Here is an 18,454-nt window from a genome sequence, read left to right on the forward strand (position 1 = left end):
TTGGCCTTCAGCATGCCGCGAGCGTCAGGGCCTGGGCCGGGTCGATGGCCCCTTCGTAAAGGGACCGGCCGAGGATACAGCCGGCGATGGGCGCGCCGACGCGGGTCTTCAGCTGTTCGATGTCGCGGATCGAGGCGACGCCGCCCGAGGCGATGACGGGGATGGAGACGGCGTCGGCGACTTCACCGACCTGCTCGACGTTGACGCCGGTCATCGCCCCGTCGCGTCCGATGTCGGTGACGATCAGGGCGGCGACGCCGGCGTCCTCGAACTTGCGGGCCAGGTCGACGACGCCGATGTCACTGGTTTCGAGCCAGCCTTGCGTGGCGACCATGCCGCCCCGGGCGTCGATGCCGACGGCGATCTGTTCAGGCCAGAGGCGGGCGGCCTTCTTGACCAGGTCGGGATCGCGCACGGCGACGGTGCCGAGAATGACGCGGCTGATGCCGGCCTCGATCCAGGTCTCGATCTGCTCCAGCGTGCGGATGCCGCCGCCCAGCTGCACCGGCAGCGAGACGGCCTCGAGGATGGCCCCGACGGCGTCGATATTGACCGCCCGGCCCTCGACGGCGCCGTTGAGGTCGACGACGTGCAGCCAGTTGAAGCCCTGGGCCTGGAACGACGCAGCCTGGTCGGCGGGAGAGGCGTTGAACACCGTCTCCTTGTTGAGGTCGCCGTGCAGCAGGCGGACGCAGCGGCCGTCCTTCAGGTCGATGGCCGGATAAAGGATCACAGGCTCAGCTCCAGGAAGTTGGCGAGCAGGCGCTGGCCGGCGGCTTGGCTCTTTTCGGGGTGGAACTGTACGCCCATGACATTGTCCCGCGCCACGGCTGCGACGAACGGGCCGCCGTGATCGCAGGTGGCCGCGATGTCGCCCGGGTCGGCCGGGTCGAAGACAAAGCTGTGGGTGAAGTACATGTGCGGCGCGAAGCCGAGGCCCGCGAACAGCGGGCTGGCCGGACGAACGGTGTTCCAGCCCATGTGGGGCACCTTGGCGGACGGATCACGCGGTTCAAGGCGGCGGACCTGGCCGGGGATCCAGCCGAGGCCGGGGGTGGTTCCGAACTCCAGCCCGCTGTCGGCGAGGAGCTGCATGCCGACACAGACGCCCAGGAAGGGGGCGCCTCGCTGGACGGCGGTGTTCAGCGCCTCGGTCAAGCCGTCGCGGGCGGTCAGGTTGGCCATGCAGGCGGCGAAGGCGCCGACGCCGGGCAGGAGGATGCGGTCGGCCTTTGACACCGCCTCGGGATCGCCGGTGACGACGATGTCCGGGGCGCGCGTCAGCGTCGACGCCGCCTTGAGCAGCGCCTTTTCGGCCGAGCGAAGGTTGCCCGACCCGTAGTCGATCAGGGCAACGGTGGACATCGGGTCGCTACAAAACGCCCTTGGTCGACACCGCCTGGCCACCGGCCTTGGGGTCGATCTCCACCGCCGCCCGCAAGGCCCTGGCGAGGGCCTTGAAGCCGCTTTCGGCGATATGGTGGGTGTTGTCGCCGTAGAGGGTTTCCAGATGCACGCAGGCGCCGGCGTTCATGGCGAAGGCGTGGTGGAATTCCTTGAACAGCTCGGTGTCCATCTCCCCGACCTTGGGCCGCGAGAAGTCGACCTTCCAGATCAGGTAGGGGCGGTTGGACAGGTCGAGGCTGCAGCGGGTCAGGGTCTCGTCCATCGGGATGTAGGCGTGGCCGAAACGCTTGATGCCCTTGAAGCCGTCGAGCGCCTGTTTCACCGCCTGGCCCAGGACGATGCCCGTGTCCTCGACCGTGTGGTGCATGTCGATGTGCAGGTCGCCCCTGGTCTCGATCTTGAGATCGAAGCCGCCGTGGCGGGCGAAACTTTCCAGCATGTGGTCGTAGAAGCCGATGCCGGTCGAGATGGTCGACACACCGGTGCCGTCCAAGTCGATCCAGACCTTGATCTGGGTCTCTTTGGTGTCGCGCGAGATTTCTGCGGTGCGGTTCATTTCAGCAGCCCCTTGGCGATGGCCAGGTCACGCAGGTTCTTTTCCGGACGCGGGCCGTAGTGGCCGATGACCTCGGCCGCCGCCATCGAGCCCAGCTGGCCGCAGACGTCGAACGAAAAGCCCTGCGACAGGCCGTAGAGGACGCCGGCCGCGTACTGATCGCCGGCCCCGGTGGTGTCGAGCACCTTGTTCACGGTGTCGGCCGGAATGCGATGGCTGTTGGTCCCCGCCAGGATCAGCGAGCCCTGTTCGCCCCGGGTAATGGCGGCGATGTTGGTGATGGCGCCCAGTTTCGCGGCGGCGATGTCGAAATCGTCGGTCTGGAACAGGGCCTTCACTTCGGCTTCGTTGGCGAAGACCAGGTCGGCCTGGCCTTCGATGAAGCCCATCAGTTCGCCGCGGTGCCGCTCGACGACAAAGGCATCCGACAGGGTGATGCCGATCAGGCGGTTGGAGCTGTGGGCGATGCCGGCGGCCTTGGCGAAGGCGCGGCGGGCGTCCGAAGGGTCGAAGAGATAGCCTTCGAGATAGACGATGGCCGATTGCTCGATGAGGTCGGTGGGCACGTCCTCCGGGGTCAGCTCGGTCGAGGCGCCCAGGTAGGTGCACATGGTCCGCTGGCCGTCGGGGGTGACGTTGATCAGGCAGCGGGCGGTGGCCGGGCCGCCGATCAGGGGCGCGGTTTCGAAATGGACGCCGATGTCCTTCATGCCCTGGGAGAAGGCGTCGCCCAAGGCGTCGGGGGCGACCTTGCCGAGGTAGGCGGCGCGGCCGCCGAAACTGGCGATGCCGGCGATGGTATTGCCGGCCGAGCCGCCGCTGGTCTCCAGCCCCTTGGCCATGCGGCCGTAGAGCTCGACGCCGCGCGCCTCGTCGATCAGCTGCATGCTGCCTTTGACCAGGCTCTCGGCATGCAGGAACCCTTCCTCCGCCGGGGCGATCACATCGACGATGGCGTTGCCGATGGCGGCGACGTCGTAGGTGGCGGTCATGCGGGCTCTTCCAACTGGCAAACGGACGGGTCGTTACAGGAAGGGGGGCCAAAGGCCAATCCCTGGTGGGCCTGGGGGCAGGTTTGCCGGGGCCCGCCAAAGCGCGCTACAGCCGGGGCATGAAGGTCGCCATCCTCACCCCCGCCGTCGAAGAGCTGCTCTACAAGGCCTTCTGGCCCGAATGGTTCGCCAAGCTGGAGGCCGGCCTGGCGGCGTCGGGCATCGAAGCCACGCCACACATCTGGACCGAGCCCCTGGAGGGCGACTTCGACGCCGTGCTGCCGATGATCGCCTGGGGCTATCACAAACGGCCGGCCGACTGGCTGGCGCGGCTGGACCAGTTCGAGGCGGCGGGCCAGCGGATGATCAACCCACTGTCGGTGCTGCGCTGGAACACCGACAAGGCCTACCTGGCCGAGCTGGGCGCCAAGGGGGCGCCGGTGGTGCCGACCATCAGCGTCGAAAAACTGACGGCGGAAAGCCTCGAGGCGGCCCGGGAAAGCTTCGGCGGCCGCACGGTGGTGGCCAAGCCGCGGATCAGCGGCGGCTCGCATCAGACCCTGAAGCTGGCCCCGGGCGACGATCTCGGCGACGGCGTCGATGGGCCGGCCCTGATCCAGCCTTTCCTGCCGGCGGTCGGCGACGAGGGCGAGATCTCCCTGCTCTACTTCGGCGGCAAGTTCAGTCATGCGGTGACCAAGGTCGCCGCCAAGGGCGACTTCCGGGTCCAGCCGCAGTTCGGCGGCCAGGTGTCGCGGGTCAAACCCTGGGACGGGGCGGAGGGCGTGGCTCAGGAGATCCTGGCCGCCGTGCCGCCGCTGGCCTATGCGCGGATCGACCTGCTGCGCGGCCTGGACGGCCAGCTGAAGCTCATGGAGCTGGAAGCCATCGAGCCCGACCTCTTCCTGCAGTACGCCCCCAAGGCCGGCGGCCGGTTCGGGGCGGCGGTGAAGGCGGCGCTGGGCGGCTAGCCGCCCTCTTAGCCACCCATGAACAGTTCGCGCGAGGGGCAGAGGTCGGCGACCTGGCACTCGGCGCATTTGGGCTTGCGGGCCAGGCAGACGTAGCGGCCGTGCAGGATCAGCCAGTGGTGGGCGCGGGTCAGGTAGGGCTGGGGCACGATGGCCATCAGTTCGGCCTCGACCGCGTCGGGGGTCTTGCCGAAGGCCAGCTTGAGGCGATGTGAGACTCGGAAGACATGGGTATCGACGGCGATGGCCGGTTCGATGTCGAGTTCGTTGAGGACAACCGAAGCGGTCTTGCGGCCAACGCCGGGGAGGGCCTGGAGATCTTCGCGGTTCAGCGGGGTCTGGCCGCCGTGCTTCTCCAGGATGATCCGGGAAAGCTCGATGACGTTTTTGGCCTTGTTGCGGAACAGACCGATGGAATTGATCCACGGGATCAGGCCGTCGACGCCGAGGTCATGGATGGCCTGCGGCGTATTGTAGTTGGCGAACAGCCTGTCCGTGGCCTTGTTGACCTGGACGTCGGTGGCCTGGGCCGAGAGCGCCACGGCGACGACCAGGGTGAACGGCGAGTCGAAGTGAAGTTCGGTCTTGGGGTTGTCCGACAGGGTCGAGAAGCGCTCGAACAGGGCGTCGACGCGGGCCCGCTCCCTGGGCGAGAGGCGTTTACGTACAGGCTGTTTGTTTGTTTTCTTCGGTGCTGTTGGCATGGACAGGGTTTTACCCGGTATGACCCGGCCCTACCCGGCCAGTTTCTCGTCCATCAGGGCGATGGTGCGGGGCAGGCCGAAGATGGCGGCGAAACTGCCGAACCTCGGGCCCTGGCTTTGGCCAAGGAGCACCTCGTACAACGCCTGGAACCAGCTGCGCAGAGGATCGAAGCCGGCGTCGTTGCCGGCCGAGTAGACCTCGTTCTGGATAAGTTCGGCGTCCTGGCAGTCGGACGGCATCGCCGCCAGCCGGGCCCGCAGGTCGAGCATGGCGGCGCGCTCCTTCTCGTCGGGGGCGCGGAAGGCCTTGTTCGGCTTGATCTGGTCTTCGTAGTAGGCGACCGCGTAGCCGGCCAGAGTGTCGAGCAGCGGATGCGTCTCCGGCGAGGCGCCCGGGATGTAACGCGACAGGAAGCCCCAGAGGACCTCCTTGCTCTGGGCGTCGGCGGCCGAAACCAGGTTCAACAGCAGGCTGAAACTGACCGGCGATCCTTCCTGCGGCGGGCGGCCGCCGTGGATGTGCCAGACCGGATTGTTGATCTGTTGGGCCGGTTCCTGGCGCTGGTAGGCGTCGAGTTGCTGCAGGTACTCGTCGGCGGCCTTGGGCACCACGTCGCGGTGCAGGCGCTTGGCCGACTTGGGGCTCTGGAAGATGTAGTAGGCCAGGCTCTCGGGCGTGCCGAAGGCCAGCCACTCGTCCATGGTCAGGCCATTGCCCTTGGTCTTGGAGATCTTCTGGCCGGTTTCGTCGAGGAAGAGCTCATAGTTGAACCCCTCCGGCGGCGTTCCGCCCAGCACCTTGCAGATCTGGTTGGAGGCCTTGACCGAGTCGATCAGGTCCTTGCCGCTCATCTCGTAGTCGATGCCGAGCGCGGTCCAGCGCAGGGCCCAGTCGGGCTTCCACTGCATCTTCACATGGCCGCCGGTGACCGGAACCTCGGTCAGGGTCCCGTCCTCGTCCTCGAACAGGATCGTGCCCTTGTCGACGTTGCGCTCGATCGTCGGGACCTGCAGCACGCGGCCGGTCTTGGGGCTGATCGGCAGGAAGGGCGAGTAGGTGGCGCGGCGCTCCTCGCCGAGGGTCGGCAGCATGACCTTCTGGATGGCGTCAAAGCGCTGCAGGGCGACGAGCAGGGTCGCGTCGAAGACACCGCCCTTGTAGCAGTCCGTCGAGCTGACGAACTCGTAGTCGAAGCCGAAATTGTCGAGGAAGGCCTGGAGCCGGGCGTTGTTGTGGGCGCCGAAGCTTTCGTGCGTGCCGAAGGGGTCGCGCACGACGGTCAGGGGCTTGCCCATGTCCTCGTGCAGCATGTCCTGGTTGGGAAGATTGGGGGCGATCTTGCGCAGACCGTCCATGTCGTCGCTGAAGCTGATCAGGCGCGTGGGGATGGCGTCGTCGGTCAGCGAGCGGAAGGCGGCGCGGACCATGGTGGTGCGCGCCACCTCCTGGAAGGTGCCCAGGTGCGGCAGGCCGGACGGGCCGTAGCCGGTCTCGAGGATCACCGGTTTGGCCAGGGCGGGGAAGGTCGCGACCGCCTCGGCGGTCTTTCCCGAATTGATCAGGGTGACGGCGAGATCGCGCTCGGCGTCGGTCAGGCGGATGCGCAGGGTGCGGGCGAGCAGGTTGCGAGCCTGTTCGAACGGCCAGGCCTTGGCGTCGCGGGCGAGATGGGAGAGACCTTCAAACATGGCGCGGCGATTAGGCCCCGCAGCGGTTTGGGTCAATGTCAGAGGGCCGCAAACAGCGCCTGCGCCTCATCCCAACTGGTCACGACACGCGTGGCGCCGGCCGCAATCAGACCCTCATCGGCGCGGTGGTCGAGGTGGCCGCCGCCGGTGAAGCCCCAGACGGTCATGCCGGCGGCGCGGGCCGAGCGGACGCCGTTGACGCTGTCCTCGATGGCCAGGGCCCGGCCGGGATCGACGCCCAGCCGATCAGCCGCCAGCAGATAGATGTCGGGGTGCGGCTTGCCGTGGGCGACGAGGTCGGCCGAGTAGATGTGGGGCGCGAACAGGGGGGCGAGGCCGACCTTGGTCAGCTTGCGGCTCAGGGCTTCGGCGTCTGAACTGCTGGCCACGGCCTTGAGCAGGGTGACGGCGGCAACCGCCTCCCGGGCCCCGGGCACGCAGTCGAGGCGTTCGTCGCAGGCGATGCGCGAGCGGCCGCGGACGGTGGGCAGGAAGTCTTCCGGCAGGGGACTGCCGATCTGATTGCGATGTTCTTCGTCCAGGGCGGCCACGTAGGTCCGCTCATGCATGCCCATGAACCGGCTGCGGTAATCGTGGGGGTCGTAGGTCAGGCCGTAGCCGCCCAGAACCTCCAGCTCGATGGCGTGATAGATGACCTCGGAGTCGACCAGCACTCCGTCGGCGTCGAAGATGACGGCGTCGAACATGGCCGGGGTTTAGCGATGCTGGCCCGTCGCGCAACCCACACAGCGTTGCGGACTGTTACTCCTTCACCGCCGCCAGGCATTCCTTGCGCAGGGCTTTGAGCGCCTTGACCATGTCGTTCTTCATGGCGTCGCGGGTCAGACCGGCCGGTATGGCCGGGTAGGGCGAGGCGGCGCGGTTGGTATAGCTCACCCGGGTGCCGCCGCTGGGCAGGGCGGTGAGGCGCCACTCCCCCTCGCAGACCTTCACATCGCCGCCGGCGCATTTGAAGGTGATCCGCTTGTGGGGGTCGTAGCTGGATCGGAACACCGACCGGACCTTGGGCACCAGCGGCGGGGCGACAACCATCTCGCGCAGGTCCCAGCTGCCGTCGGGCGCCCTGTCCAGCACCTTGCAGCTCTGGACGTTGGGAGCCATGCGCTTGGCCCGCTTGCAGTCGAGGATGACCTTCCAGACGACGGCCGGCGGCGCCTCGATGTCGACGCGGCCGCGCACGATGCCGGCCGTCCCGCCGGGATCCGGGGAAACCTCCGCGAAGACGCCGCTGGCGGCGACCGCGATGAACAGCGCAGCCCACATGGATATTACGCTAGCCCCTTTTGACGTCGTGGGAAGAGGCGGCGTCCCCTTGGAAAGGGGGGATCAGGCGATCCGGTTCCTCACCAGGTCATCAACGACGGTCGGGTCGGCCAGGGTGGTGGTGTCGCCGAGATTGGAGACATCACCCTCGGCCACCTTGCGCAGGATGCGGCGCATGATCTTGCCCGAGCGGGTCTTGGGCAGGCCTGGCGCCCACTGGATGGCGTCCGGCGCGGCGAAGGGGCCGATCTCCTTGCGGACCCATCGAACCAACTCCGCCCGCAGCTCTTCGGTCGGGGCGGTGTCGGCGTTGAGGGTGACGTAGGCATAGATGGCCTGGCCCTTCACGTCGTGCGGCCGGCCAACAACGGCGGCCTCGGCGACATCGTGGTGGGCGACCAGGGCGCTTTCAACCTCGGCGGTGCCGAGCCGGTGGCCGGAGACGTTGATGACGTCGTCCACCCGGCCGGTGATCCAGTAGTAGCCGTCCTCGTCCCGGCGGCAGCCATCGCCGGTGAAGTATTTCCCCGGGTAGGTCGAGAAGTAGGTGTCGAAGAAGCGCTGGTGATCGCCATAGACCGTGCGCATCTGGCCGGGCCAGCTGTCGGTGATGCAGAGATTGCCGCTGACGGCGCCTTCGAGGACCGCGCCCTCGGCGTCGACCAGCTGCAGCTTCACGCCCGGAAGGGGTTTGCTGGCCGACCCCGGCTTCAGGGCCGTGGCGCCGGGCAACGGACTGACCAGGCAGGCGCCGGTCTCGGTCTGCCACCAGGTGTCGACGATCGGGCAGCGGCCTTCGCCGACCACGCGGTGATACCAGAGCCAGGCCTCCGGGTTGATCGGCTCGCCGACGCTGCCCAGCAGGCGCAGGCTCTTGCGGGAGGTCTTCTTCACCGGCTCCTCCCCGTCGCGCATCAGGGCGCGCAGGGCCGTCGGCGCGGTGTAGAAGATCTCGACCTGGTGCTTGTCGATCACCTCCCAGAAGCGCGAGACGGTCGGGTAGTTCGGCACGCCCTCGAAGATCAGCGAGGTGGCGGCGTTGGAGAGCGGGCCATAGACGATGTAGCTGTGGCCGGTGACCCAGCCGACGTCGGCCGTGCACCAGAAGATTTCGCCGGGGCGATAGTCGAAGACCAGTTCGTGGGTCCAGCTGGCCCAGGCCAGATAGCCGCCGGTGGTGTGCAGCACGCCCTTGGGCTTTCCCGTCGAGCCCGAGGTGTAGAGGATGAACAGCGGGTCCTCGGCGTTCATCGGTTCGGGAGGGCAGTCGGCGCTGGCGGCGTCGCGCAGGGGCTCCCAGGCGACGTCGCGGCCGTTGTGGGTCAGCCATTTGGCGCCGGTGCGGCGGATGACCAGCACCTTCTCCACCTTCGGGCAGCTGGTCAGGGCCAGGTCGACGTTCATCTTCAGGGGGATGATCTTGCCGCCGCGGACGCCCTCGTCGGCGGTGATGACAAAGCGGCTGTCGCAGTCCTGGATGCGGCCGGCGATGCTGTCGGGCGAGAAGCCGCCGAAGATGACGGAGTGGACGGCGCCGATGCGGGCGCAGGCCAGCATGGCGTAGGCCGCCTCGGGGATCATCGGCATATAGATGGTGACGCGGTCGCCCTTGCGGACTCCGAGGTCCTTCAGGACGTTGGCCATGCGGCAGACGTCGGCGTGAGCCTCGCGGTAGGTGATCTTCCGGCTGTCGGCCGGATCATCCCCCTCCCAGATGAAGGCGACCTGGTCGCCCCGCTCTGCCAGGTGACGGTCCAGGCAGTTGACCGAGACGTTGAGGACCCCATCCTCAAACCAGCGGATCCGGAAATCCTCCTTGTTGTAGGAGACGTCCTTGATCTTCGTCGGCGGGGTCATCCAGTCGAGGCGGCCGGCGACGCTGGCCCAGAAGGCGTCCGGATTGTGCTCGACCGCCTCCCAGGCGGCCTCATAGCCGGCAGCGTCCATGTGCGCCCGGGCGGCCCATTCGGCCGGAACCGGAAAAACCTGCTCTTCGCTCATGCCGCGCTCCTCTTCTCTCGGCGCGGGAGTATGCGGACAGCCCAAGGCGGCGCAAGGCGTTGCGCAGGGTAAGGTCTCATTCATCAAAGGTGACGCCTCCGTCATTTTTTGTTGACGGTCGGCTGCTAAGTTGACACTGTTCACATTGCGCAAGGCCCGGCACAGGGTCCGCACCCCTTTGGCCGGAGGATCAAGCTGATGACCGACAAGAACATCACCAAGGACGCCATGTACGACGCCGTCCACCCGGACGACTTCGAGTCGATGCTCGAACTCGACCGCTACGGCAACCGTTCGACCGCCTTCGACAAGATCATCAGCGCCACCCACGACCACTTCTGGGATCCGCTGGACAAGGCCTACATCGACTTCGACGAGCCCTTCGACATGGAGAACGAGCCGCTCGTTCCCGAGGACTTCGTGGTCGCCCTGCAGACGGAATACGTCTCCAACCACCTGTCGGACCCCAAGATCCGCACCCGCTTCATCAATGACAGCACCCTGCGCATCTTCTCCTCGATCCTGCACGGCGAGCAAGGCGCGCTGAACCTGTCAGCCAGCCTCTGCCACGTGCTGAAGGACCAGGGCGCGCAGGAGTACGCCGCCAACCAGACGCGCGAAGAGGCCCGCCACGTCACGGCCTTCGCCAAATACATCAAGGCCCGCTGGGGCCGTCCGGTCGAATGCGGCCCGACCCTGAAGAACCTGCTGGTCGAGATCATCGGTGCGCCGGAGGTCTACAAGAAGATCATCGGCATGCAGATGCTGGTCGAGGGCCTGGCCATGGGCGCCTTCGCCTCGCTGTTCAACGCGATCAACGACCCGGTCGGCAAGAAGCTGCTGCAGCTGGTGATGACCGACGAGGCCTTCCACCACAAGTTCGGGAAGATCTGGGCCGACCGCACCGTGCCCAAGCTCAGCCCCGAAGAGCACGCGATCATCGAGGACTGGGCCGCCCACTGCTTCCAGGCGGTGCTGTTCAACCTGGTGGGCCCGACCCAGCAGCGCGACCTCTACGAAGCCTATGGCCTGGACCCGGAAAAGGTCATCGCCGAGTTCGCCCAGATCATGACCGACGACGCCCGTCGCGAGAACATGAAGGAGCAGACCAACATCTTCCGCGTCCTCGTGAAGACCCTGCTCAACGCCGGCATCATCACCGAGCGCACCAAGGCCTTCTACGGCATGTATGTCGACCTCGACGAGCTGAAGGCCGAGGGTGACCGGATGGTCGGCGACGACATCGCCGAGGAGGGCATCCGCTACCTCCAGGAGATCAATTTCAAGGACAAGGCCAAGGTCGTCTCGATCGCCGCCGAATAGGTCCTTACACGGCCAAACACTTTGTGAGCGCCCGGGCTTCGGCCCGGGCGTTTTCTTTTTGGGCAGCGCGGCTAGATTGCGCCGCATGAAGATCATCCCCGCCCTCGCGGCCGCCCTGACGCTGGCCGCCCTCCCCGCGATGGCCGCCGCGCCGCAGCCGGCCCGCCCCATCGCCGTCAGCTTCTATTCGGGCACCTGGTACGAGATCGCCCGCACACCGAACAGCAACCAGAAGGACTGCCAGGCCCCGACCAGCCAATTCACCTCGGCGGCCGGCGGCAAGTACCTGATGACCCAGACCTGCCGGAAGGGCTCGCCCTCCGGCGCGGCCAAGGTGTTCAAGGCCGAGGGCCAGATCGTCCCCGGATCCGGCAACGCCAAGTTCAAGGCGAAGTTCTTCGGGGTGGTGAACCAGGAGTACTGGATCCTCGACACCGGCCCCGACGCCAGCTGGGCGATTATGGCCACCCCGGGCGGCAACTACGTCTGGCTGATGTCGCGCAAGGCCGTCATGGCCCCGGCGGCCAAGGCGGCGGCCTTGGCCCGGATCAAGGCGCTGGGCTACAACACCGCCAAGCTGGAAATGCCCAGGCAGCCGCCGGCCTGACGGGTTGACCCGGAACACAACCGGAACATAAATGACGGCATGGAGGCCGTCCTCACCCTCGTCACCCTCACCCGCCCGGAGACCACCTCGGCGGTGACCCGCGGCGCCGCGCGGCTGGTGGCGTCGATGGGCTATGCGCCGCTGGCCGAGGTGGGGCTGCCGAACGGGCGGCGGGCCGACCTGATGGCGCTGGGGCCCAAGGGCGAGATCGTCATCGTCGAGGTCAAGTCGAGCCCCGAAGACTACCTCTGCGACCGCAAGTGGGGCGAGTACCTGCCCTATTGCGACGCCTTCTATTTCGCGGTCGGGCCGGAGTTTCCGCAGAGCCTGTTGCCGGACGAACCGGGCCTGATCGTCGCCGACGGCTTTGGCGGGGCGGTGGTGCGGGATGCGCCGCTGACGCCGCTGGTGGCGGCGCGGAGGAAGGCGCTGACCCTGGCGTTCGCGCGGCTAGCGGCGATGCGGGCGCTGGGGGTCTAGAGCCGTCCTACTTCGGCGCGCGCTTGGCCAGGATGCGCTGCAGGGTCCGGCGGTGCATCGACAACCGTCGCGCCGTTTCCGAGACGTTGTGATTGCAGAGCTCGTAGACCCGCTGGATGTGCTCCCAACGCACGCGGTCGGCGCTCATCGGCTTTTCCGGCGGCGGCGGAGTCTCGCCGGCCTGGGCCAGCAGGGCGCGGACCACGTCGTCGGCGTCGGCGGGTTTGGCCAGGTAGTCGATGGCGCCGGCCTTCACCGCCGCCACGGCGGTGGCGATGTTGCCGTAGCCGGTCAGCATGACCACGCGGGAGTCGGGACGCACCTCGCGGATCGTCTCCACCGCCTTGAGGCCCGTGCCGTCGTCCAGCTTCAGATCGACCACCGCATAGGCCGGCGCATGAGCGCGGATGGCTGCGATGCCCTCGGCGACGCTGCCCGCCAGGGTCACCTCGAAGCCGCGCTGCTCGAGCGCCCGCCCGAGCCGGGTGCGCAGGGGCGCGTCGTCGTCGAGGACGAGCAGGGTCTTGTCGGCGAGGCCGGCGACGGTGTCGGAAACGTCGGTCATGGTCTTGGAACAGCTCCCACAAATCCGAATCCATTACCCACATTAGGCCCATTAAACCTTCGGGCGAGCAACGTTCAAAGACGCCCTAGGCGTCGATATGCGCCTCCAGCGCGTCACGAGGCCAACGGACGGTGACCACCGCGCCGCCGGCCTTGCCATTGCGGAACGTCACCACCCCGCCTGTCCGTTCCATCAGGGTCTTCGAAATAAAGAAGCCCAGCCCCATTCCGATGTGGCCGCTGCGCGATCCCTCCGCCCCCGGACGGCTGGTGACATAGGGCTCGCCGAGCTTGGCCAGGATGTCCGGCGCGAATCCCGGGCCGTCGTCCTTGACCTCGAGCGTGATGTTGCGGTCGTCGAAGCGGGCGGTGATCAGCACCTCCGATCTGGCGAAATCGACGGCGTTCTCGACGAAGCTGGTCAGGGCGTGCAGCACCTCGGGCAGGCGGCGGACATCGGGCGGCTCCTCGCCGCGCGGGCCGCTGATCACCGCCTCGACCCGCACCTCCGGCTCCTTTGTGTGGGGGGCGACGGCCTCCTCGACCAGCTGGCCGAGCGACATATGGCCATGGACATCGTCGGTGGCGTCGGGGTCGGCAGTCAGGCGGCGCAGGATCTCGCGGCAGCGTTCGGCCTGGCTGACCAGCAGGTCGGCGTCCTCCTTGGCCGGGGTGCCCTCGGCTGCGCCGCGGGCCATCTCCTTGGCGACGATGGAGATGGTCGCCAGCGGCGTGCCCAGCTCATGGGCGGCGGCGGCGGCCAGGGCGCCAAGCGCGCTGAGCCTCTGTTCCCGGGCCAGGACGGCGTTGGTCGTGTCGAGCGCCAGCTCCATGCGCGCCGCCTCGCTGGCCGCCTGCCAGGCGTAGCCGGCGCAGAAGGCGATGCCCAGGATGCGGCTGAGAACGTTGCCGATGCGGTTGACGATGGGCACGTCGAGGTTGACCGTGTCCGGCGCCGGCAGCGGCAGGGAACTCATCGACAGCAGGACGATGCAGACCACCGCCAGCAGGGCGATGCCCAGCACATGGCGCAACGGCAGGGTCGCCGCGGCCAGCACCACCGGGGCGATGATGAGCAGGGAAAAGGGATTGATCGAGCCGCCCGTCAGATAGAGCATCCCCGATAGCTGCAGGATGTCGAAAGCCAGCTGCGCGGTGGCCTCCCAGTCGGCGACCTGACGCTGCGACGAGGTTGAGGCCAGATGCAGCAGCCAGTTCATCCAGGCCGACAGGCCGATCAGGGTCAGGCAGGCGGCAAGCGGCAGCTCGAACCCGAGCCCGAACCGGACGAACAGCACCGTGGCCAGCTGGCCGATGACAGTCAGCCATCGGACTGTGACCAGGGTGCGGACGCGCAGGCGCGCCCGGCGGCTTCCGCCGAAGTCCCAGAGCCTGGGCGCGGCCGCTTGCACGGCCTCCTCCCCCGGCCTATCGAGGCCACGCCTGTCGGCGTCCGGCGTCAGGGGCGAGAGGGTGGTCATGGGACTTCAACTCTGCTCCTGATCCGGTGCGAAAGCCAACCTCGGAGATGAGATGACCCGTACGCGCATGATCCTGTGGGGCGCCGTGGCGCTGGGCCTGGTCATCGTCCTGGCCCTGGCGCTGGGCATGGGGGCCGGTCGGCCGAAGAGCCAGCCATCCGAGGTCGGCGGGGCCTTCAGCCTGGTCGACCAGAACGGCCGGCCGGTGACGGAGAAGGTGCTCAAGGGCCAGTGGAACATGGTCTTCTTCGGCTTCACCTACTGCCCCGACATCTGTCCGGGAACGCTTCAGAACCTCATTCGGGTCAAGGACCAGCTGGGGACCAAGGGCAAGGACGTGCGGATCGTGTTCATTTCCATCGATCCGGGCCGCGACCGGCCGCAGGCGATCCGCGACTGGCTCGAAGCCAACGGAGCGCCGGAGGGCACCCTGGGTCTGACCGGCACGCAGGAAGAGGTCGCCCAGGCCGTGAAGGCCTACAAAGCGGTGGCCAACAAGGTCGGCGAGGGGCCGGACTACACCATGGACCACTCGACGGTGGTCTATCTGATGGACCCGCGCGGCCAGTTCGATCGCCCCCTGCCCTACCGGCTGCCGGACGAGATCGTCACCCAGGTGACGGCCGCCAAGCGCGGCGATTAACGCCGTCAGTGCAAGAAGGGCGCCGGTTTAAGCGCCCTGTTAACCAACCGGCCCCAAAGCTGCGTTCTCCAATCACGCGCGGCTCGGGAGGGCTGATCTTTGTCGCTCGGTCCGAGACTTGAACTCCGGCAAGGCCAGGGGCTGGTTATCACCCCCCAGCTGCAGCAGGCGATCAAGCTGCTGCAGCTGTCGAACCTGGAGCTCGAGGCCTTTGTCGAGGCCGAGCTTGAGCGCAACCCGTTGCTGCAGCGGGACGCCGAACCGGAAACCGAGCAGGACGCCCCCAAGGTCGACCGGGCCGAAGCCGCCGCCGACGAGATGCCCGACGCGGCCGCCACCGCCGACATGGACGGCGGCCATGAGGACGTCAGCCCCGGCGAACGCGATTCGGGCGAAGGCGGCGAAGCGGCCGACGGCGGCGGGGCCATCGACTGGTCGCGGGCCGGCAAGGGCGGCAGCTTCGAAAGCGAGGACGACTTCGAAGGCCGGTTGAGCCGCGAAAAGACCCTTGGTGAACACCTGCACGACCAGCTGGCCGTGGCGGGTTTGAGCGAGGCCGAACGCGGCGTCGCCGCCGTGCTGATCGACGCGGTCGACGAAGGCGGCTATCTGCGCGCCGACCTGCATGAGATCGGCGAGCGCCTGGGCTGCGGCCAACCCTTCGTCGAGGGTGTGCTGGCCGTCCTGCACGGGTTCGAACCGACCGGCGTCATGGCCCGCGACGTGCGCGAGTGCCTGTCGCTGCAGCTGCGCGAGAAGGACCGGCTGGATCCGGCCATGGACGCCCTGCTGGCCAACCTCGACCTGTTGGCCCGGCGCGATATGGCAGGGCTGAAGAAGGTCTGCGGCGTCGACGACGAAGACCTGCGCGACATGATCGCCGAGCTGAAGGCCCTCACCCCCCGGCCGGGCGCCGCCTTCGGGGGCGAGCCCAGCCATGCGGTGTCCCCTGACGTCTATGTCCGCGAGGGGCCGGGCGGGCTGTGGCATGTCGAACTCAACACCGACACCCTGCCCCGCGTGCTGGTCGATCAGCGCTATCACGCCCGGGTCAGCGGCGGGGCGCGCACCGAGGCCGACAAGGCCTTCCTCTCCGACTGCATGGCCAGCGCCAGCTGGCTGGTCCGCAGCTTGGACCAGCGGGCCCGGACCATCCTGAAGGTGGCGTCCGAGATCGTCCGCCAGCAGGACGGTTTCCTGGCCTATGGCGTACAGCACCTGCGGCCGCTGAACCTGAAGACGGTGGCCGACGCCATCGGCATGCATGAGTCGACCGTCAGCCGGGTGACCTCCAACAAATATATCGCCACGCCGCGCGGCCTGTTCGAGCTGAAGTTCTTCTTCACCGCCTCGATCGCCAACTCCAGCGGCGGCGAGGCCCACTCGGCCGAAAGCGTGCGCCACCGCATCCGCCAGCTGATCGAGACCGAGCGCAACGAGGCCGAGGTGCACAGCGACGACACCATCGTCGACATCCTCAAGGAAGCCGGGGTGGACATCGCTCGCCGCACGGTGGCCAAGTATCGCGAGGCGATGCGTATTCCTTCGTCGGTGGAACGCCGTCGGGCGCTGCGGGCCGCGGTCTAGGACCCTTCACCGGCCTAAGGCGTTCTGACGCCCGGAGGCCGGATGGACGATCATCTTCTCGAACGAAAACTCAGCCTGTCGCAGGTGATGAGCGAGATCGCGGCCGATCCCGATCCGACCGTGACGCTGGGCGAGATCATCCACCGGCTGGGCCACCGGGCCTTCGGGGCGATGTTCTTCGTCTTCGCGGCGCCCAACTGGCTGCCGATGCCGCCGGGCGCCTCGACCTTCCTCGGCTTTCCGCTGGTGCTGATGACGCCGCAGATGATCTTCGGGGTGCGCGGGCCCTGGCTGCCCAACTTTATCGACGAGCGGCCGATCAAGCGGGCCCATATGGCCGACGCCTTCGAAAAACTGATCCCCTGGCTGCGCAAGGTCGAGAAGATCTCCCGGCCGCGCCTGACCTTCCTGTTCGGGCCGGTCGGCGACCGGATCATCGCCTTTGTCTGCTTCCTGTTGTCGCTGGTGCTCATCCTGCCGATTCCGCTCGGCAACATGGCCCCGGCAGCCGCCATCGCCATTTTCGGCCTGGCCATGATCCAGCGGGACGGCATCCTGGCCCTGCTGGCCTATGCGATCAGCGGCCTGAGCCTGGGCCTGCTGTTCATCGGCGGCCGTGTCGCCATCGAGGGCGTCGAGAAACTGATCGAGATGGCCGACCGCCTGATGGGCTGACGTCACAAAACGGCGAGGTAACTTCGGTTTTCTTGACACCATCCTGGGGCGGGCGCGTTCTAGTCCGTATGCAAATCCAAGTCGCTGGCAAACAAGTCGATGTCGGCGCGGCCCTCAGGGACCGCATCACCGACGACCTCTCCAACAGCATCAGCAGGTACTTCGATCGCGGCGGCGCAGCCGACGTGACCGTCAGCCGCTCTGGCCATGGCTTCCGGGTCGATTGCGCCCTGGCGCTCGATTCCGGTCAACGGCTGCAGAGCCACGGGGCCGGCGGCGACGCCCATGCCGCCTTCACCGACGCCCTGACCAAGATCGAAACCCGCGTGCGCCGCTACAAGAAGCGCCTCAAGGACCACAGCCCGGCGGCCAACGCCAAACAGGAAGAACGGGCCGTCTACACCACCCTGCGAGCCCCCGACGACTCAGCCGACGACATCGACTGGGATGCGGACGAACCCGTCTCGGAAGGCGCGCCGAGCGCCATGGTCATTGCCGAAAATGACACTGAGGTGAAAGTTTTGACCGTTTCGGGGGCGGTTATGGAACTGGACTTGACTGAATCGCAAACAATTGTGTTTAGGAACGCCGCTCACGGCGGATTGTCCGTCGTCTACCGTCGCAGCGACGGCAACATCGGCTGGATCGATCCCGAACGCACCCTCTCCTCGAAGATGGGGCGCTCCGGGAACGGTTCGGGCGCCAAGGGCTAGGACCCCTCGGCGTCTTCACTGTCGCCCTCGGTTCAACCCTTTCCAAGTTCCGCTCACCCATGAACATCGGTCAATTGCTTGATCCTCGCGCTATCGTCCCCCGGGCGAGTGGCGGTTCCAAGCGCCAGGTCCTGTCCATTATCGCCGACGTCGCCGCCCGCACCTGGGGCTTCGACCAGGGCGTGGTGCTGGACGCGCTGCTGGAGCGCGAGGCGGCCGGGTCGACCGGTGTCGGCCACGGCGTGGCCGTGCCGCACGCCCGCATCGAAGGCATCGAGCAGATGCAGGCCGTGTTCGTTCGCCTGGAAACCCCGATCGCCTACGAGGCCGTCGACGGCGCCAAGGTCGATCTTCTGTTCGCCCTGCTCGCCCCGGCCGACGCCGGCAGCGAGCACCTGCGCGCCCTGGCCCGGGTCTCGCGCCTGATGCGCCAGGCCGACCTGCGCGCCCAGCTGCGCCAGGCCCGCTCGCCGGAACTGATCCTGTCGCTGCTCGAGCGTGAGGCCCAGCCGTCAGCGGCCTGAGGGCCTATCGAAGCGGCCAGCCATTATACCTCGACGCGTCCGGCCTACAAAAAAGGCGGCGCCGGGCACGGACCTGCCAAATCCCCCGCAATCGTTGGCTTTGACGTAGCTCCGGAGGCGGGAAACGTTGGCCCCGGCGTAGGCGCCGCGTAGGCACGCGCGCTGTGAATGTTGTCGTCCAAGTTGGCCGGTTTCACCAACAGCCGGCTGTGAGGGTCGGGATTCGAGACGTCCGCGGCGGAATCGGCGATGA

The 18,454-nt window shown here is 67.5% G+C and carries 20 protein-coding genes; 9 read left to right on the top strand and 11 right to left on the bottom strand.

Annotated features, from left to right (window positions below):
* Positions 1–7: 7 nt before the first annotated feature.
* The 4 genes from hisA to AC2YG9_RS20305 are packed head-to-tail and all read right to left on the bottom strand — an operon-like array spanning position 8 to position 2,955.
* On the bottom strand, positions 8–733 hold the full coding sequence (hisA, locus tag AC2YG9_RS20290) for a 1-(5-phosphoribosyl)-5-[(5-phosphoribosylamino)methylideneamino]imidazole-4-carboxamide isomerase (protein ID WP_487299813.1): 726 nt from the start codon (positions 731–733) through the stop codon (positions 8–10).
* A complete protein-coding gene (hisH, locus tag AC2YG9_RS20295) occupies positions 730–1,365 on the bottom strand; it encodes an imidazole glycerol phosphate synthase subunit HisH (RefSeq protein WP_487299814.1) in 636 nt (211 codons plus the stop codon). The genes hisA and hisH overlap by 4 nt, the downstream gene beginning before the upstream one ends.
* A 7-nt stretch (positions 1,366–1,372) precedes the next feature.
* Entirely contained in the window at positions 1,373–1,963 is a 591-nt protein-coding gene (gene hisB, locus AC2YG9_RS20300; RefSeq protein ID WP_487299815.1) for an imidazoleglycerol-phosphate dehydratase HisB, read from the bottom strand.
* Positions 1,960–2,955 carry an adenosine kinase gene (locus tag AC2YG9_RS20305; RefSeq protein WP_487299816.1) on the bottom strand — a complete coding sequence of 332 codons (996 nt, stop codon included), beginning with the start codon at positions 2,953–2,955 and terminating at the stop codon, positions 1,960–1,962. Before AC2YG9_RS20305 ends, hisB begins: the two co-directional genes overlap by 4 nt.
* A 119-nt stretch (positions 2,956–3,074) precedes the next feature.
* Between AC2YG9_RS20305 and AC2YG9_RS20310 the strand changes: the two genes are divergently transcribed.
* Entirely contained in the window at positions 3,075–3,926 is an 852-nt protein-coding gene (locus tag AC2YG9_RS20310; protein WP_487299817.1) for an ATP-grasp domain-containing protein, read from the top strand.
* 8 nt (positions 3,927–3,934) lie between these two features.
* On the opposite strand, the gene nth is transcribed toward AC2YG9_RS20310, so the two are convergent.
* The 5 genes from nth to acs form a co-directional block, all read right to left on the bottom strand.
* Positions 3,935–4,630 carry an endonuclease III gene (gene nth / locus AC2YG9_RS20315; RefSeq protein ID WP_487299818.1) on the bottom strand — a complete coding sequence of 232 codons (696 nt, stop codon included), beginning with the start codon at positions 4,628–4,630 and terminating at the stop codon, positions 3,935–3,937.
* A gap of 30 nt (positions 4,631–4,660) precedes the next feature.
* Positions 4,661–6,319 (bottom strand): lysine--tRNA ligase, encoded by a 1,659-nt coding sequence (locus AC2YG9_RS20320; RefSeq protein WP_487299819.1) that lies wholly within the window; start codon positions 6,317–6,319, stop codon positions 4,661–4,663.
* Between the two features lie 38 nt (positions 6,320–6,357).
* Entirely contained in the window at positions 6,358–7,026 is a 669-nt protein-coding gene (locus tag AC2YG9_RS20325) for an HAD family hydrolase (protein WP_487299820.1), read from the bottom strand.
* Between the two features lie 55 nt (positions 7,027–7,081).
* A complete protein-coding gene (locus tag AC2YG9_RS20330) occupies positions 7,082–7,603 on the bottom strand; it encodes an SRPBCC family protein (RefSeq protein ID WP_487299821.1) in 522 nt (173 codons plus the stop codon).
* 63 nt (positions 7,604–7,666) lie between these two features.
* On the bottom strand, positions 7,667–9,604 hold the full coding sequence (acs, locus tag AC2YG9_RS20335; protein WP_487299822.1) for an acetate--CoA ligase: 1,938 nt from the start codon (positions 9,602–9,604) through the stop codon (positions 7,667–7,669).
* Positions 9,605–9,802: 198 nt separating this feature from the next.
* Here acs and AC2YG9_RS20340 point away from each other — a divergent pair, with 198 nt between their 5' ends.
* The 3 genes from AC2YG9_RS20340 to mmcB all read left to right on the top strand — a co-directional run bounded on the left by AC2YG9_RS20340 (position 9,803) and on the right by mmcB (position 12,014).
* Positions 9,803–10,927 (top strand): ferritin-like domain-containing protein, encoded by a 1,125-nt coding sequence (locus AC2YG9_RS20340; protein ID WP_487299823.1) that lies wholly within the window; start codon positions 9,803–9,805, stop codon positions 10,925–10,927.
* An 85-nt stretch (positions 10,928–11,012) separates the two neighbouring features.
* A complete protein-coding gene (locus AC2YG9_RS20345) occupies positions 11,013–11,534 on the top strand; it encodes a lipocalin family protein (RefSeq protein ID WP_487299824.1) in 522 nt (173 codons plus the stop codon).
* A 39-nt stretch (positions 11,535–11,573) separates the two neighbouring features.
* Positions 11,574–12,014, top strand: a complete 441-nt coding sequence (mmcB, locus tag AC2YG9_RS20350) for a DNA repair putative endonuclease MmcB (RefSeq protein WP_487299825.1) — start codon at positions 11,574–11,576, stop codon at positions 12,012–12,014.
* A gap of 7 nt (positions 12,015–12,021) precedes the next feature.
* Here mmcB and AC2YG9_RS20355 read toward each other — a convergent pair whose 3' ends face one another.
* Together AC2YG9_RS20355 and AC2YG9_RS20360 are read right to left on the bottom strand one after the other, a co-directional pair.
* Positions 12,022–12,579 carry an ActR/PrrA/RegA family redox response regulator transcription factor gene (locus tag AC2YG9_RS20355; protein ID WP_487299826.1) on the bottom strand — a complete coding sequence of 186 codons (558 nt, stop codon included), beginning with the start codon at positions 12,577–12,579 and terminating at the stop codon, positions 12,022–12,024.
* Positions 12,580–12,664: 85 nt separating this feature from the next.
* Positions 12,665–14,059, bottom strand: coding sequence for an ActS/PrrB/RegB family redox-sensitive histidine kinase (locus AC2YG9_RS20360; protein ID WP_487299827.1), 1,395 nt, complete (start codon positions 14,057–14,059; stop codon positions 12,665–12,667).
* A gap of 52 nt (positions 14,060–14,111) precedes the next feature.
* Between AC2YG9_RS20360 and AC2YG9_RS20365 the strand changes: the two genes are divergently transcribed.
* The 5 genes from AC2YG9_RS20365 to ptsN all read left to right on the top strand — a co-directional run bounded on the left by AC2YG9_RS20365 (position 14,112) and on the right by ptsN (position 18,201).
* Positions 14,112–14,702 (top strand): SCO family protein, encoded by a 591-nt coding sequence (locus AC2YG9_RS20365; protein WP_487299828.1) that lies wholly within the window; start codon positions 14,112–14,114, stop codon positions 14,700–14,702.
* Positions 14,703–14,801: 99 nt separating this feature from the next.
* Positions 14,802–16,289, top strand: coding sequence for an RNA polymerase factor sigma-54 (rpoN, locus tag AC2YG9_RS20370; RefSeq protein ID WP_487299829.1), 1,488 nt, complete (start codon positions 14,802–14,804; stop codon positions 16,287–16,289).
* Positions 16,290–16,331: 42 nt separating this feature from the next.
* Positions 16,332–16,964 carry an exopolysaccharide biosynthesis protein gene (locus AC2YG9_RS20375; RefSeq protein WP_487299830.1) on the top strand — a complete coding sequence of 211 codons (633 nt, stop codon included), beginning with the start codon at positions 16,332–16,334 and terminating at the stop codon, positions 16,962–16,964.
* A 68-nt stretch (positions 16,965–17,032) separates the two neighbouring features.
* Complete coding sequence (gene hpf, locus AC2YG9_RS20380; protein ID WP_487299831.1) at positions 17,033–17,677, top strand: ribosome hibernation-promoting factor, HPF/YfiA family; 645 nt, start codon at positions 17,033–17,035, stop codon at positions 17,675–17,677.
* A 74-nt stretch (positions 17,678–17,751) separates the two neighbouring features.
* Positions 17,752–18,201, top strand: a complete 450-nt coding sequence (gene ptsN / locus AC2YG9_RS20385) for a PTS IIA-like nitrogen regulatory protein PtsN (RefSeq protein WP_487299832.1) — start codon at positions 17,752–17,754, stop codon at positions 18,199–18,201.
* Positions 18,202–18,454: the final 253 nt, after the last annotated feature.

The organism is Caulobacter sp. SRI_014, from assembly GCF_057586315.1.

Bases quoted from the DNA above. Each gene is read 5' to 3' on its own strand.
- AC2YG9_RS20305 (WP_487299816.1), bottom strand. From the start codon at position 2,955: ATGACCGCCACCTACGACGTCGCCGCCATCGGCAACGCCATCGTCGAT.
- AC2YG9_RS20365 (WP_487299828.1), top strand. From the start codon at position 14,112: ATGACCCGTACGCGCATGATCCTGTGGGGCGCCGTGGCGCTGGGCCTG.
- AC2YG9_RS20320 (WP_487299819.1), bottom strand. From the start codon at position 6,319: ATGTTTGAAGGTCTCTCCCATCTCGCCCGCGACGCCAAGGCCTGGCCG.
- hisH (WP_487299814.1), bottom strand. From the start codon at position 1,365: ATGTCCACCGTTGCCCTGATCGACTACGGGTCGGGCAACCTTCGCTCG.
- AC2YG9_RS20355 (WP_487299826.1), bottom strand. From the start codon at position 12,579: ATGACCGACGTTTCCGACACCGTCGCCGGCCTCGCCGACAAGACCCTG.
- hpf (WP_487299831.1), top strand. From the start codon at position 17,033: ATGCAAATCCAAGTCGCTGGCAAACAAGTCGATGTCGGCGCGGCCCTC.
- AC2YG9_RS20310 (WP_487299817.1), top strand. From the start codon at position 3,075: ATGAAGGTCGCCATCCTCACCCCCGCCGTCGAAGAGCTGCTCTACAAG.
- AC2YG9_RS20330 (WP_487299821.1), bottom strand. From the start codon at position 7,603: ATGTGGGCTGCGCTGTTCATCGCGGTCGCCGCCAGCGGCGTCTTCGCG.
- AC2YG9_RS20325 (WP_487299820.1), bottom strand. From the start codon at position 7,026: ATGTTCGACGCCGTCATCTTCGACGCCGACGGAGTGCTGGTCGACTCC.
- AC2YG9_RS20345 (WP_487299824.1), top strand. From the start codon at position 11,013: ATGAAGATCATCCCCGCCCTCGCGGCCGCCCTGACGCTGGCCGCCCTC.
- acs (WP_487299822.1), bottom strand. From the start codon at position 9,604: ATGAGCGAAGAGCAGGTTTTTCCGGTTCCGGCCGAATGGGCCGCCCGG.
- mmcB (WP_487299825.1), top strand. From the start codon at position 11,574: ATGGAGGCCGTCCTCACCCTCGTCACCCTCACCCGCCCGGAGACCACC.
- AC2YG9_RS20375 (WP_487299830.1), top strand. From the start codon at position 16,332: ATGGACGATCATCTTCTCGAACGAAAACTCAGCCTGTCGCAGGTGATG.
- nth (WP_487299818.1), bottom strand. From the start codon at position 4,630: ATGCCAACAGCACCGAAGAAAACAAACAAACAGCCTGTACGTAAACGC.
- AC2YG9_RS20360 (WP_487299827.1), bottom strand. From the start codon at position 14,059: ATGACCACCCTCTCGCCCCTGACGCCGGACGCCGACAGGCGTGGCCTC.
- hisB (WP_487299815.1), bottom strand. From the start codon at position 1,963: ATGAACCGCACCGCAGAAATCTCGCGCGACACCAAAGAGACCCAGATC.
- AC2YG9_RS20340 (WP_487299823.1), top strand. From the start codon at position 9,803: ATGACCGACAAGAACATCACCAAGGACGCCATGTACGACGCCGTCCAC.